This is a genomic window from Actinomadura oligospora ATCC 43269 (assembly GCF_000518265.1).
GTDB classification, from domain to species: Bacteria; Actinomycetota; Actinomycetes; order Streptosporangiales; family Streptosporangiaceae; genus Spirillospora; species Spirillospora oligospora.
In genome coordinates, this window is record NZ_JADG01000013.1 from 339,730 (window position 1) to 353,442 (window position 13,713).

The window sequence follows — 13,713 nt, forward strand, 5'->3', positions numbered from 1 at the left end:
CCCTCCACGTGGTTCACCCTCCACGTGGTTCACCCTCCACGTGGTTCACCCTCCACGTGGTTCACCCTCCACGTGGTTCACCCTCCACGTGGTTCCCCTGTGGTCCCCTCCGCGTGGTCCCCTCCGCGTGGTCCCCTCCGCGTGGTCCCCTCCGCGTGGTTCGACCGCGTGCGGCTCAACATCGGTGCGGCCCCTGCGGCCCCTGCGGCCCTGCGGGCCTCGGACCCTCGGCGGTTTGGGCCTCCTCGTGCGGCTCGGCCTTCGGGGGATCTGGGCTTGGTGGTGGGCTCGGCGTGCGTGGTGGGTGATTTCGCTCAGGTACTGCGCGGGTGTGTCTATGCGTGAGGGCAGGCGATGCGCACGGGGTGGCTTGTGGTGGCGGGTTTGAACCCTGGGACTGGCGGGTCATTCTGGACCGCTTGCGGCAGGAGGGACGGTGCCGGGAGCGGGGGCGCCTTCTGGGGAGGGGGCGGGTGGGGGTGTTGGTCGGTTGGACGGGCGTTGTGTTGGGGGAAGGAGGCGCTGGTGGGTTGGGGGGTTATTCGGGGGTGGTGGCCAGCCAGGTGTCGATTTGGTTCAGGAGGCGGGTGCGGAGGGGGGTGGGGGCGGCGGAGGCCTGGATGGAGTGGCGGGCCAGGTCGGCGAGTTCGGGGTCGGTGAAGGCGTGGACTTCGCGGGCGAGCTCGTACTGGCGGGCCAGGCGGGAGCCGAAGAGGAGGGGGTCGTCGGCGCCGAGGGCGAGGTGGGCGCCCGCCTCGTAGAGGGTGCGGAGGGGGACGTCGGACGGGGTGGACGCGACGCCGAGGCTCACGTTGGAGGCGGGGCAGACCTCGAGGGCGACGCCGCGGTCGGCGATGCGGGCGAGGAGGCGGGGGTCCTCGACGGCGCGGACGCCGTGGCCGATGCGGTCGGCTTCGAGGGTGTCCAGGCATTCGCGGATGCTGGTCGGGCCGAGGAGCTCGCCGCCGTGCGGGACGGACAGGAGGCCCGCGCGCTTGGCGATGCGGAAGGCGCCGTCGAAGTCGTAGGCGCGGCCTCGGCGTTCGTCGTTGGAGAGGCCGAAGCCGACGACGCCCTGACCGACGTAGCGGGCCGCCAGACGGGCGAGGGTCTTGGCGTCCAGGGGGTGTCGGGTGCGGTTCGCGGCGATGATCACGCCGATGCCGACGCCCGTGGCCTTCTCCGCCTCGCGGGCGGCCGACAGGACCAGTTCGACGGTGGGGGTGAGACCGCCGAAGCGGGCCGCGTAGCCGCTCGGGTCGACCTGGATCTCCAGCCAGCCCGATCCCTCGGCGGCCTCGTCCTCGGCGGTCTCGCGGAGCAGTCGACGCAGGTCGTCCGGGGACTGCAGGACGGACCGGGCGATGTCGTAGAGGCGCTGGAACCGGAACCAGCCGCGCTCGTCGGTGGCGCGGAGCCGGGGCGGCCAGTCCTCCACGAGGGCGTCCGGCAGGTGCACGCCGTACTTGGCGGCGAGCTCCACCAGGGTCGAGTGACGCATCGAGCCGGTGAAGTGCAGATGCAGGTGGGCCTTGGGGAGCGTCGCCACCGGGCGCGGGCGCGGGGTCTCGAGCAGTGGGGACGCGACGGACGTGGTAGGGGCCTCCATGTGCCAATGTTGCCGGATCCGAGCCGATGTGGAACCCGCGGCTCACCAGGACCATCAGTCCGGACTACCCGTCATGACCCGTTGCGGCCATCCGCCACATGATCCTTTTGTCGGTGCGCGGCGACGCCCACGGGTGCCGATATCCCCACAGGACAGGGTCAAGCGGAGATTCGGAGTGTCGGCGGAAGAAGCGGAACCAAGTGCCCGAGCGCGGTCGCGGTGTGTGGAAAATCACCTTGGACGGTCGTGCTCGGGGAAGGGGAAAGCCCCGGCCCGAAAAGCGGGGCCGGGGCTCGGTGAATCGGGTCAGTGGGCCTCGTTGAGGAGCTTGGCGACCCGGGAGACGCCTTCGACGAGGTCGTCGTCGCCGAGGGCGTAGGAGAGACGGAAGTAGCCGGGTGTGCCGAAAGCCTCACCGGGGACGAGCGCGACCTCGGCCTCCTCCAGGATCAGGGCGGCCAGCTCGACCGAGGACTGCGGGCGCTTGCCGCGGATCTCCTTGCCGATCAGCTCCTTGACCGACGGGTAGGCGTAGAACGCGCCCTCGGGCTCGGGGCAGACGACCCCGGGGATCTCGTTGAGCATCCGGCCCATGGTCTGGCGGCGGCGGTCGAACGCCCTGCGCATCTCCGCGACGGCCGACAGGTCGCCGGTCACGGCGGCGAGCGCGGCGGCCTGCGAGACGTTCGCGACGTTGGACGTGGCGTGCGACTGCAGGTTCGCGGCGGCCTTCACCACGTCCTTCGGGCCGATCATCCAGCCCACCCGCCAGCCGGTCATCGCGTAGGTCTTGGCGACGCCGTTGAGCACCAGCGTCCGGTCGGCGAGCTCGGGCACGACCACCGGCATCGAGTGGAACTCGGCGTCCCCGTACACCAGGTGCTCGTAGATCTCGTCGGTGATGACCCAGAGCCCGTGCTCGGCCGCCCAGCGGCCGATCGCCTCGATCTCGTCCCGCGAGTAGACCGCGCCGGTCGGGTTGGACGGCGAGACGAACAGCAGCACCTTGGTCCGCTCGGTGCGGGCGGCCTCGAGCTGCTCCACGCTGACCCGGTAGCCGGTGGTCTCGTCCGCCACCACGTCCACCGGGACGCCGCCGGCGAGCTTGATCGACTCGGGGTAGGTCGTCCAGTAGGGGGTCGGGACGATGACCTCGTCGCCCGGGTCGAGCAGCGTCGCGAACGCCTCGTAGACGGCCTGCTTGCCGCCGTTGGTCACGAGCACCTGGGCGGCGTCCACCTGGAGGCCGGAGTCGCGCAGCGTCTTCTCGGCGATCGCCTCGCGCAGCTCCGGCAGGCCGCCGGCGGGGGTGTACTTGTGGAACCGCGGGACGCGGCACGCGGTCACGGCCGCCTCGACGATGTAGTCGGGCGTCGGGAAGTCGGGCTCGCCGGCGCCGAACCCGATGACCGGACGGCCCGCCGCCTTCAGCGCCTTGGCCTTGGCGTCGACGGCCAGCGTGGCGGACTCGGAGATGGCGGCGATGCGCCTGGAGATGCGGGGACGCTCAGTGCTCATGTCCGTAACGTTACCGAGGCCCGGCCATGACTTCAGCGAGATATCCGCAGCCGTTGTGGCTGGTCGGAGAGACATGCCGGGGGCGGTTTTCCGTTTCCGGTTCGACGGGAGGGCGTTCGGGGCCGTAGACTCCACAGCCTAGTGACGCGTCACCGGGATACGGCCCTGTCCGCACAAGCCGTAAGCTTGGGACCGGCACGAACCGATCCGCGAGGAACGGTGTCTCCCCTGGGAGGCGTTGAAGGGCAGTGGCTCAATTGGTAGAGCTCCGGTCTCCAAAACCGGCGGTTGGGGGTTCGAGTCCCTCCTGCCCTGCGAGGTGCGGTGCGCGCTTCCCCGCGCGGCCACGGGCTGCCGGGGTCCGCGCGAACAACCACGACGTGGTTGAACACGACCTATGAGGTGAACGGCGGCACAATGGCGACTGAGACGCGCGGCGAGGCCGCGGCCAAGGACGAGGGCAAGTCGAACTCCGCGCCGAAGCGGACGACGCCCCCGCTCTTCGTACGCCAAGTGATCGCCGAGCTGCGCAAGGTCATCTGGCCGACGCGCCGTGAGCTGATCACCTACACCACGGTCTCCCTGGTCTTCGTTCTGGTCATGGTCGCGCTCGTCGCGGGCATCGACTGGGGTCTGCAGAAGGGCGTGTTCTGGCTCTTCGGCTGATCCGCGCCGACCGCGGGGCGCACGCCCGCCGCGTGCCCCCTCCGCCGGAGGCGTGACCTCCGGCACCGCCTCCGCGGTCCGCGTCAGCAGAACAGAGTCGACCAGCCCCCCGCGTCCGGTACACCGCCGGAAAACTCCAGCCAAGCCAGACCGAGAGAAGAAGGATCAGCACCGTGTCCGAGTCCTCACAGCCCAACGACGAGGCCATCGAAGAGGCCCAGTCCGCTGCGGCTGACGCGGCCGAGCCGACGGAAGACGCGGCCGCCGCGCCCGCCGACGGCGCCGCGGACGTCCCGGCGGCCGAGGACGCCGCCGCGGAGGGCGACGTCACGGAGGCCGGGAACGAGGCCGCCGAGGCGGGCGCCGAGCAGGCCGAGGCCGAGCAGGGCGGCGACGAGGACGGCGAGGACGCCGACGAGGCTCCGGTCGAGCCGCCGGCCGACCCGTACGCCGACTTCAAGATGCAGCTCCGGCTCCAGCCGGGCGACTGGTACGTCGTGCACTCCTACGCGGGGTACGAGAACCGGGTCAAGACCAACATCGAGACCCGCACCCAGACGCTCAACATGGAGGACTACATCTTCCAGATCGAGGTTCCTCAGCACGAGGTCACCGAGATCAAGAGCGGCAAGCGGCAGAAGGTCAACGAGAAGGTCCTGCCGGGCTACATCCTGGTCCGGATGGAGCTGACCGACGAGTCGTGGGCCGCGGTCCGCAACACGCCGGGCGTGACCGGGTTCGTCGGCCTGTCGAACAAGCCGTCCCCGCTGAGCCTGGACGAGGTCGCCAAGCTGCTGGCCCCGGAGCCGGAGGAGACCCCGGAGACCAAGGCCAAGGAGACCGCCAAGATCGCCAGCACCGTGGACTTCTCGGTCGGCGAGTCGGTCACCGTCATGGACGGCCCGTTCGCCACCCTCCCGGCCACGGTCAACGAGATCAACATCGAGCAGCAGAAGCTCAAGGTGCTGGTCTCGATCTTCGGTCGCGAGACCCCGGTGGAGCTCTCCTTCAACCAGGTCTCCAAGATCTGACGAGGTTCGCCGCGAACGCTCCCGCCGCCGTCCGGCGCGGGGGCGTTCCGCGTTTTCCGCCCTGTTCTCCCTGCGCGGACGCGTTGTGTTCTCCCTGCGCGGACGCGTCGTCCGGCGACCGCTCAGGGCTGATCTGAGGGGCGTCGGCCGCTCGTCCTCGTGGGGTGGGCGTCGCCTCGGGCGTGGCGTTCGTCCGGATTCGGACGTGGTGGTCGCGCGCCGGGCGGTGGATTCGCGTCCCGCTGGACGAGCCGCTCCGCCGGATCGCCTAGACTTGCTGGTCGGCCCCGCCTCGGCGGGGAAGGCTCCGAACGACGCGGACGGGTCGCACGACCTCCGCGCCGGCCCCGCGGTTCCGCGGGATGCCGGAGCCGCCTTTCCCGGCTTCTACACGGCGGGCTCGTCCCGGCCGTCGTGTTGCCCGTGCCCACGGGAGTCGAAGCCACCGCGAAACGGGACAGAGGAGGGCACATGCCTCCCAAGAAGAAGATCGCCGCGATCGTCAAGGTCCAGCTGCAGGCCGGCGCCGCGACCCCCGCGCCGCCCGTCGGTACCGCGCTCGGTCCGCACGGCGTCAACATCATGGACTTCTGCAAGCAGTACAACGCTGCCACGGAGGCCCAGCGCGGCAACGTGATCCCGGTCGAGATCACGATCTACGAGGACCGCTCGTTCACCTTCGTCACCAAGACCCCGCCGGCCGCGCAGCTGATCCTGAAGGCCGCGGGCATCGAGAAGGGCTCGGGCGAGCCGCACAAGACCAAGGTCGGCAAGGTGACCCGCGACCAGATCCGCGAGATCGCGACCACCAAGATGCCCGACCTGAACGCCAACGACCTGGACGCCGCCGAGAAGATCGTCGCCGGCACCGCCCGCTCCATGGGCATCGAGGTCGAGTAACGCCCCGGCGCCCGCCCCGCGCGGGCGCCACCGCCCGCCGACCGCGGGTTCCGGCCGTCCACCTTCCCGGTGGGCGGCCGACCGTCCGCCTCGCGCGGACGTCACGGAAGACAGTGGAAGGGCCGCTGCGAGGCCCGCACCACGATCCCCTGAGGAGGGAACATGAAGCGCAGCAAGGCGTACCGCGCCGCTCTGGAGAAGATCGAGAAGGACCGTCTCTACTCCCCGGCCGCCGCTGTGAAGCTGGCCAAGGAGACCACGGCCACCAAGTTCGACGCGACCGTCGAGGTCGCCCTGCGCCTGGGCGTCGACCCGCGCAAGGCCGACCAGATGGTCCGCGGCACCGTCAACCTGCCGCACGGCACCGGTAAGACCGCCCGCGTGCTGGTCTTCGCCGGTGGCGCCAAGGCGGACGAGGCCCGCGAGGCCGGCGCCGACATCGTCGGCTCGGACGACCTGATCGAGCGGATCCAGGGCGGCTTCCTGGACTTCGACGCGGTCGTCGCGACCCCGGACCAGATGGGCAAGGTCGGCCGCCTGGGCCGCGTGCTCGGCCCGCGTGGCCTGATGCCGAACCCGAAGACCGGCACCGTCACCATGGACGTGGCGAAGGCCGTGACCGACATCAAGGGCGGCAAGATCGAGTTCCGTGTCGACCGGCACGCGAACCTGCACTTCATCATCGGCAAGGCCTCCTTCTCCGAGACCCAGCTGGTGGAGAACTACGCCGCCGCGATCGAGGAGATCATGCGGCTCAAGCCGTCCGCCGCCAAGGGCCGGTACGTGAAGAAGGCCGCGCTGACCACCTCGATGGGCCCGGCCATCCAGGTCGACCCGAACGTGGTCCGCAACCTCACCGCCGAGCTCGAGGGTTCCGCCGCCTGACGGAACCGCACGGCGGAGACGCCGGGCGGAACCGCCTGACGGACCGCCCGGCGCGCCCAGCGTGCCGAATTGGACGTCCCCGGACACCGGGGGCGTCCTTTTCGCTTTGTGGGACGGAAGTGACGCCTCATGTCCTCCCGGGGTACGCCCATGGTCGTACCGGAGGGTCAGGTGTTCGTACCACCGGGGGATGCGGAGCGCCGTGCGCCCGCGCAGACTGAAGGTCATCAAGCAGTGAGACCTAGGAGGCACCTTTCATGAAGCGCCGAATCGCCGTGGCCGCCGGCGCGACCTCCGTCGGTGCCGTCCTTCTCCTGTCGGGGTGTGGCGGGACGGGAACCAAGGGCGGAACCACCGGTGACATCAAGCTCACCGCGGCCGACGCCGTGATCAAGGCGTCCGAGAAGACGGGGAAGGCCGACACGTTCAAGGCCGACCTCACCGTCACCGACTCCGCCAAGGGCGGCTCGGTGCACGCGACCGGGCAGTTCCGGCTCCGCCCGACGCTCCAGTTCAACGCCACCCTCGACAACGTCTCCAAGGGCGGGCAGGGCCTGTCCGGGCTGAGCGGGCAGGCGATCTTCACCGGGGAGACCCTGTACGCCAAGGTGCCGCAGCAGTTCAGCCAGTTCGTCGGCGGCAAGCCGTGGGTGAAGATCGGCGTGGCCCAGGCCCAGCAGCAGTCCGGGATGGACCTGCGCGGCGTCATCGACCAGATCCAGCAGGTCGACCCGGCCGAGCAGACCAAGATGTTCACCGCGTCCAAGGACGTGCGCAAGGTCGGCGGCGAGTCCGTGGACGGCGTGCAGACCACGCACTACCAGGGCACCGTGACGGTGAAGGAGGCGCTGCAGCAGCTGACCGCCGAGCAGCGCGCGGACGCCCAGAAGTGGCTGTCCCGGGCCGCGAACTCCAACCAGAAGATGAACTTCGACCTGTGGGTCGACTCGTCCAACCTGCCGCGCAAGATGGTCACCAAGGGCTCCACGCCGGGCGGTGACGGTGGCACGGTGACCGTCCTGTACCGCGACTACGGCAAGTCCTTCAAGGTCAGCCCGCCGCCGTCGGACCAGGTGGGCGACTTCTCGCTGCAGGGCCTGTTCGGCAAGCACAACTGACCCGTACCGAGCCGGTCCGCGTGATCGGAGGCGGCCGCACGCATGATCACTTGCGCGCGGCCGCTTGTTCATGTCCGCAGCAGGCTCTCGAAGGCACTGTGTCGAGCGTGCCAGATAGCTCCTCCGTGATCGGTGGGTCGGGTGCGTCCGGGGCGTGGGCCCGGCCGGGTGTGTGAGCGTTCCGGCCCGGGCCTGGGCGGGTGTGCGCACGTCGGGCCGATGACGCCGCTGTCGGTGATCTCCCGTATAGTGCGCGATCCCCGCGGCTGGTGGGGATCATCGAAAGGGAGCTTGGTCATGAAGCGTCGTGTCGTCGCCGGATCCGCCGTCTCGGCGGGACTGGTCCTCTCTCTGACCGGGTGCCTCGGTGACTCCGGAGGCGACAAGGGCACGGGCGCGTCCGGCGGTGGCAAGGGCGTGGTGCTCGCCGCGGCGGACATGGTGCGCAAGTCGTCCGAGAAGACCGCGAAGGTGGAGACCGTCAAGGCCGAGGTCCAGACCGAGGTCACGGTGCCCAGCGTGGGCAAGCCGGTCACCATGCACATGCGGATGGCGTCGAAGATGCGCCCCGAGCCGGCGTTCCGGATGACCATCGACTCGATGAGCATGGGCGGCAGGAGCATGGCCGGCCAGGGCGGCATGGAGATGATCATGGTCGGCCGGACCATGTACATGAAGTCGGCGGCGTTCGCGCAGCTGTCGCACGGCAAGCCGTGGCTGAAGCTGTCCTCCTCCGATATGGGCGCCGCGGCCGGGCAGAGCTTCGACCAGCTGATCGAGCAGCAGAAGCAGGCCGACCCGGCCGACCAGACCAGGATGTTCACCGCCTCCAAGGACGTCCGGGAGGTCGGCAAGGAGACGGTGAACGGCGTCCAGACCACGCACTACCAGGGCACGGTCTCGGTCCAGGAGATGTCCGCGAAGCTGCCCGCCGCGACGCGGCAGCAGCAGATGAAGAGCTTCCAGAAGCTCGGCGTCCAGTCGCTCGCGTTCGAACTGTGGGTGGACGGGAAGCAGCTTCCGGCGAAGGTCGTGGTCAGGTCGCCGGAGGGCGCGTCCACGAAGATGAACACCACGGTCACCTACTCCGACTGGAACGCCCCCGTCACGGTCACCGCGCCGCCCGCCTCCCAGGTCGGCAGGATGCCGAAGCTGCCCGGCCTCGGCGGCACCCCCGGGGCCTGACCCGCCGGCCCCGCGGCCTTCCGGGCCGCCGGGGCGGTCACCCGCGCGATTTGGCACCGGCGGTCTTCGGCACGTATCGTGTGCTCTGCCGAAGACCGCCGGTCGCCGTTCCTGTGTCCGCACAGCGAACGGCCGAAGGACTCGGCCTCCGATCCGTCGGAGGACGAGCGGCCCGCGTAGGTGAAACGAGAGCTTCCCGCATGACTTTCCCGTGGTCGTGCCCGACGCCCCGTGCGCCTACGCCGGGGCGTTTCTGCTTTCTTCGCCCCGGCGGCTTCCCACCCAAGGTAATCGGAAGGAGGCCACATGGCTAAGGCCGAGAAGGCCACGGCGATCGCCGAGCTCAAGAACGACTTCGAGAGCTCGAACGGCGCCGTGCTGACCGAGTACCGCGGGCTCACGGTCGCCCAGCTCAAGGAGCTGCGCACCAACCTCGGAGAGAACGCGAAGTTCTCCGTGGTGAAGAACACGCTGACCAAGATCGCCGCTGGCGACGCCGGTGTGGACGAGGACTTCAAGAAGCTTCTTGAGGGCCCGTCCGCCATCGCGTTCGTCCAGGGCGACGTGGTCCAGGCCGCCAAGGGCCTGCGTGACTTCGCCAAGGCGAACCCGCTGCTGGTGATCAAGGGTGGCTTCGTCGACGGCAAGTCGATGGACGCCTCCGAGATCGCCCAGCTCGCGGACCTGGAGTCCCGCGAGGTTCTCCTCGCCAAGCTCGCTGGCGCGATGCAGGCGTCCATGGCCAACGCCGCGGCCCTGTTCAACGCGCTGCCGACCAAGACGGCACAGCTCGCGGAGGCGCTGCGCGCCAAGCGCGAGCAGGCCGGCGAGACGGCCGAGGTTCCGGCCGCCGACGCCGCCGCCGAGGCTCCGGCCGAGGCTGCTGCCGACGAGGCGTCCGCCGAGTAACGGTCCGTCCGGACTGAGACCCGCGGTCATCACTGACCACACCCGTACCAAGCCATAGCGGAGGAAACATCATGGCGAAGCTCAGCACCGAAGAGCTGCTCGACGCTTTCAAGGAAATGACCCTGCTCGAGCTCTCCGGCTTCGTGAAGCTGTTCGAGGAGACCTTCGACGTCAAGGCCGCCGCCCCGGCCGCCGTCGCCGTCGCCGCCCCGGCCGCCACCGGCGGTGCCGCCGAGGCCGAGGAGCAGGACGAGTTCGACGTCATCCTCGAGGCTGCCGGCGACAAGAAGATCCAGGTCATCAAGGAGGTGCGCGGCCTGACCTCGCTCGGCCTCAAGGAGGCCAAGGACCTGGTCGACGGCGCGCCGAAGCCGCTGCTGGAGAAGGTCAACAAGGAGACCGCCGAGAAGGCCAAGGAGGCCCTCGAGAAGGCCGGCGCCACGGTCTCGGTCAAGTAAGACCCTTCAAGACTCTCATCTCAGAGCGTCTTGCCGCGCGAGGCGGTCGTCCCACATCGGTGGGACGGCCGCCTCGCCGCTTTTCGGCCCGGGGACAGCCCGGACAGGGGGCTTGGCTCGTGTGCGCACGATGTGAGTGGCCAGGGGGGACGAAGTTGTCCACAGGTGAGCGCACCGGTTGTGCGGGCTCTCGCACGCCGCGTAGCGTCTCGAGGGTCAGGGGGGACGAAAGTTTCCCGAAGATTCCTCTGATACCCGCCTTGAAGTGCTGGTTCTTGGAGCAGTAGTGTCACCCGCGATGTAAGTAACGATTGTCTTACGACGTCGCCTTTCGTTGCAGTTGCGGGCTCGTGCCCCTTCCATTTCGGGCGCGGACCGCTACGGTAGTGGCACCCGCCACAGCTACCGGACGGTAGTAACCGGTCCGGCACCTGATGTCACGGCGGATGTCAGGGCGGCGACCCCGGTGAGCCGGCGGCAAACGGACAACGACAACTGCACGGCGATCCCGTCCGCGGCGCGGCGGCACGGGACCGCACCCCGCCTGAGTGCTACTCGCTCATTGGTTCCGGATTCCCCCGGCCTGGACGAAAGGTGACGAGTGGGCGTCGAAATCAGAGTCGAGGGGCTGACCAAGTCCTTCGGCCGCCAGGTCATCTGGCAGGACGTGTCGCTGAGCATCCCCGCAGGAGAGATCTCCGTCCTGCTGGGCCCCTCCGGCACGGGCAAGTCGGTCTTCCTGAAGTCGCTGGTGGGGCTGTTGAAACCCGACCGCGGCCACATCTACATCGGCGACCGCGACCTGCCCTACCTCCCCGAGCACCAGCTCTACGAGACCCGCAAGCTGTTCGGCGTGCTGTTCCAGGACGGCGCCCTGTTCGGGTCGATGAACCTGTTCGACAACATCGCCTTCCCGCTGCGCGAGCACACCCGCAAGACCGAGGCCGAGGTCAGGCGGATCGTCCTTGAGAAGATGGACCTGGTCGGCCTGATGGGCGCCGAGGGCAAGCTGCCCGGCGAGATCTCCGGCGGCATGAAGAAGCGCGCCGGGCTCGCCCGCGCGCTGGTGCTCGACCCCGAGATCCTCCTGGTGGACGAGCCCGACTCCGGCCTCGACCCGGTCCGCACCGCGTTCCTGAACCAGGTGTTCATCGACCTGAGCGCGCAGCTCGACTGCACCTTCCTGATCGTCACCCACGACATCAACACCGCGCGCACCGTCCCGGACAACATCGGCCTGCTGTACCAGCGGCACCTGGCGATGTTCGGGCCGCGCGAGATGCTGCTGTCCAGCGAGGAGCCGGTCGTCCGGCAGTTCCTCAACGCCAGCAAGGTCGGCCCGATCGGCATGTCGGAGGAGAAGGACGCCTCCGAGCTGGAGGCCGAGGCCAAGATGGGCCTCGACTCCGGCAAGCTGCCGCCGATCCCGCCGCAGCAGATGCCGAGCAACGGCCTGGTCCGGCGCGGCCAGCACGCGCCCGGGGCGTGGTGCGCGGCGCACGGCGTCACCCCGCCGCCCGGCTCGTTCATCGACGAGCTCGGCCGCAACTGGGTGGACGAGTGGCCGCGGTACGTCGCGTCGATGCAGGCCGGGCAGGCCGCGGGCGGGGCGGGCGTCACTCCGCCCGGCGGCCCCGGCTTCCCGCCGCCCGCGCCCGGACCGGGCGGTGCCGCGTACTGATGACGAACGAGAGCATCACCCCGGGGGGCATCGGGGGATCGTCCCCCTCGGGTCGTTCGACCTCCCGGCGCGCGCGCCGCGCCGGGGGAGGAGGAGGCGGCGCCGCCGCGCTCCGCAAGGTCTCCGACGGCGCGGTGAACGTCGCCGTCAAGGAACCCGGCCGCTTCTTCGCCCTGTGTCTCGACACGTTCCGGGCGATCTTCAAGTGGCCGTTCCAGTGGCGCGAGTTCATCGAGCAGTCCTGGTTCATCGTCAGCGTGACCGTCATCCCGACGATGCTGGTCGCGATCCCGTTCGGCGGCATCCTGTCGCTGCAGGTCGGCGGGCTGATCCGGCAGCTGGGCGCGCAGTCCTACACGGGCGCGACCGCGGTGGTCGCGATCGTCCGCGAGGCCAGCCCGCTGGTGACCTCGCTGCTGGTCGCGGGCGCGGCCGGGTCGGCGATGTGCGCCGACATCGGCTCGCGGAAGATCCGTGAGGAGATCGACGCGATGGAGGTGCTGGGCATCAACCCCCTGCACCGCCTGGTCGTCCCGCGCATGTTCGCCTGCGCGTTCATCGCGCTGTTCCTCAACGGCCTGGTGTCGGTCGTCGGCCTCATCGGCGGCTACGTGTTCAACGTGATGCTGCAGAACGGCACGCCGGGCGCGTACCTGGCGTCGTTCAACGCCATCGCGCAGCTGCCCGACCTGCTGCAGGCCGAGTTCAAGGCGTTCGTGTTCGGCATCACCGCCGGGCTCGTCGCGGCATACAAGGGCCTGAACGCCAAGGGCGGCCCGAAGGGCGTGGGCGACGCGGTCAACCAGACCGTCGTCATCACCTTCATGCTGCTCTTCGTGGAGAACTTCATCATCTCCACGCTGTACTTCCAGTTCGTCCCGTCGAAGGGCATGTGAGCATGGCCGCCCAAGGAAGGACGGGAAGGGCCGTCAGGACCGCCGTCAACGCGCCGCTGTCGCGGCTGGACGACTTCGGTCACCAGATGTCGTTCTATGTCCGGGCGTTCGCCTGGACGTTCCGGGTGCTGCGCCGCTACCGCACCGAGGTGCTGCGGCTGCTCGCCGAGGTGTCGCTCGGCACCGGCGGGCTCGCGGTGATCGGCGGCTCGGTGGTGATCGTCGGGTTCATGACGTTCTTCACCGGTTCGCAGGTCGGCCTGCAGGGCTTCAACTCGCTGAACACGATCGGCGTCTCGGCCTTCACCGGTTTCGTCGCGTCCTACTTCAACACCCGTGAGATCGCGCCGCTGGTGTCGGCGCTGGCGTTGTCGGCGACGGTCGGCTGCGGGTTCACCGCGCAGCTCGGCGCGATGCGGATCTCGGACGAGATCGACGCGCTGGAGGTCATGGCCGTCCCGTCGATGCCGTTCCTGGTGACCACCCGCATGATCGCGGGGATGGTCGCGGTGATCCCGCTGTACGTGGTGGGCCTGCTGGCGTCCTACGGCGCGACCCGGATCGTGGTCACGCTGTTCTACGGGCAGTCGACCGGCACCTACGACCACTACTTCCATCTGTTCCTACCACCGAACGACATCTTGTGGTCGTTCGGCAAGGTCATCATCTTCTCGGTCCTGGTGATGCTGATCCACTGCTACTACGGCTACAACGCCAGCGGCGGTCCCGCGGGCGTCGGCGTCGCGGTCGGCCGCGCGGTCCGCACCAGCATCGTCGTGATCAACGTGGCCGACCTGATGCTCGGCATGGCCATCTGGGGTTCCAGCATGAACGTCCGGATCGCGGGGTGACAGGGC

At 69.5% G+C, this 13,713-nt stretch carries 13 protein-coding genes and 1 tRNA gene; 12 read left to right on the forward strand and 2 right to left on the reverse strand.

All coding sequences use genetic code 11. The annotated features are described in order from the left end of the window. Positions 1 to 538: 538 nt before the first annotated feature. Positions 539 to 1,609, reverse strand: coding sequence for an adenosine deaminase (locus P696_RS0123620; RefSeq protein WP_051468048.1), 1,071 nt, complete (start codon positions 1,607 to 1,609; stop codon positions 539 to 541). 306 nt (positions 1,610 to 1,915) lie between these two features. Further along, positions 1,916 to 3,127 carry a pyridoxal phosphate-dependent aminotransferase gene (locus P696_RS0123625; protein WP_026414277.1) on the reverse strand — a complete coding sequence of 404 codons (1,212 nt, stop codon included), beginning with the start codon at positions 3,125 to 3,127 and terminating at the stop codon, positions 1,916 to 1,918. Between the two features lie 242 nt (positions 3,128 to 3,369). Here P696_RS0123625 and P696_RS0123630 point away from each other — a divergent pair. The 12 genes from P696_RS0123630 (at position 3,370) to P696_RS0123690 (ending at position 13,707) form a co-directional block, all read left to right on the forward strand. Then, a tRNA-Trp gene (locus P696_RS0123630) sits at positions 3,370 to 3,442 on the forward strand. Between the two features lie 102 nt (positions 3,443 to 3,544). After that, a complete protein-coding gene (gene secE / locus P696_RS0123635) occupies positions 3,545 to 3,793 on the forward strand; it encodes a preprotein translocase subunit SecE (protein ID WP_026414278.1) in 249 nt (82 codons plus the stop codon). A 173-nt stretch (positions 3,794 to 3,966) separates the two neighbouring features. Beyond that, positions 3,967 to 4,824 carry a transcription termination/antitermination protein NusG gene (nusG, locus tag P696_RS0123640; protein WP_026414279.1) on the forward strand — a complete coding sequence of 286 codons (858 nt, stop codon included), beginning with the start codon at positions 3,967 to 3,969 and terminating at the stop codon, positions 4,822 to 4,824. Positions 4,825 to 5,295: 471 nt separating this feature from the next. Then, complete coding sequence (rplK, locus tag P696_RS0123650) at positions 5,296 to 5,724, forward strand: 50S ribosomal protein L11 (RefSeq protein WP_026414280.1); 429 nt, start codon at positions 5,296 to 5,298, stop codon at positions 5,722 to 5,724. A gap of 162 nt (positions 5,725 to 5,886) precedes the next feature. Beyond that, a complete protein-coding gene (gene rplA / locus P696_RS0123655) occupies positions 5,887 to 6,609 on the forward strand; it encodes a 50S ribosomal protein L1 (RefSeq protein ID WP_026414281.1) in 723 nt (240 codons plus the stop codon). A gap of 257 nt (positions 6,610 to 6,866) precedes the next feature. Further along, entirely contained in the window at positions 6,867 to 7,727 is an 861-nt protein-coding gene (locus tag P696_RS47590) for an SCO4651 family lipoprotein (protein WP_034486350.1), read from the forward strand. 297 nt (positions 7,728 to 8,024) lie between these two features. Next, positions 8,025 to 8,912, forward strand: coding sequence for an SCO4651 family lipoprotein (locus tag P696_RS0123665; protein ID WP_026414282.1), 888 nt, complete (start codon positions 8,025 to 8,027; stop codon positions 8,910 to 8,912). A 306-nt stretch (positions 8,913 to 9,218) separates the two neighbouring features. Then, positions 9,219 to 9,821 (forward strand): 50S ribosomal protein L10, encoded by a 603-nt coding sequence (gene rplJ / locus P696_RS0123670; protein ID WP_026414283.1) that lies wholly within the window; start codon positions 9,219 to 9,221, stop codon positions 9,819 to 9,821. Positions 9,822 to 9,892: 71 nt separating this feature from the next. Then, entirely contained in the window at positions 9,893 to 10,279 is a 387-nt protein-coding gene (rplL, locus tag P696_RS0123675) for a 50S ribosomal protein L7/L12 (RefSeq protein WP_026414284.1), read from the forward strand. Positions 10,280 to 10,880: 601 nt separating this feature from the next. Then, on the forward strand, positions 10,881 to 11,960 hold the full coding sequence (locus P696_RS0123680) for an ABC transporter ATP-binding protein (RefSeq protein WP_026414285.1): 1,080 nt from the start codon (positions 10,881 to 10,883) through the stop codon (positions 11,958 to 11,960). After that, positions 11,960 to 12,856 carry an MlaE family ABC transporter permease gene (locus tag P696_RS0123685; RefSeq protein WP_245627780.1) on the forward strand — a complete coding sequence of 299 codons (897 nt, stop codon included), beginning with the start codon at positions 11,960 to 11,962 and terminating at the stop codon, positions 12,854 to 12,856. Before P696_RS0123680 ends, P696_RS0123685 begins: the two co-directional genes overlap by 1 nt. 2 nt (positions 12,857 to 12,858) lie before the next feature. After that, positions 12,859 to 13,707 (forward strand): MlaE family ABC transporter permease, encoded by an 849-nt coding sequence (locus tag P696_RS0123690; protein WP_026414287.1) that lies wholly within the window; start codon positions 12,859 to 12,861, stop codon positions 13,705 to 13,707. Positions 13,708 to 13,713: the final 6 nt, after the last annotated feature.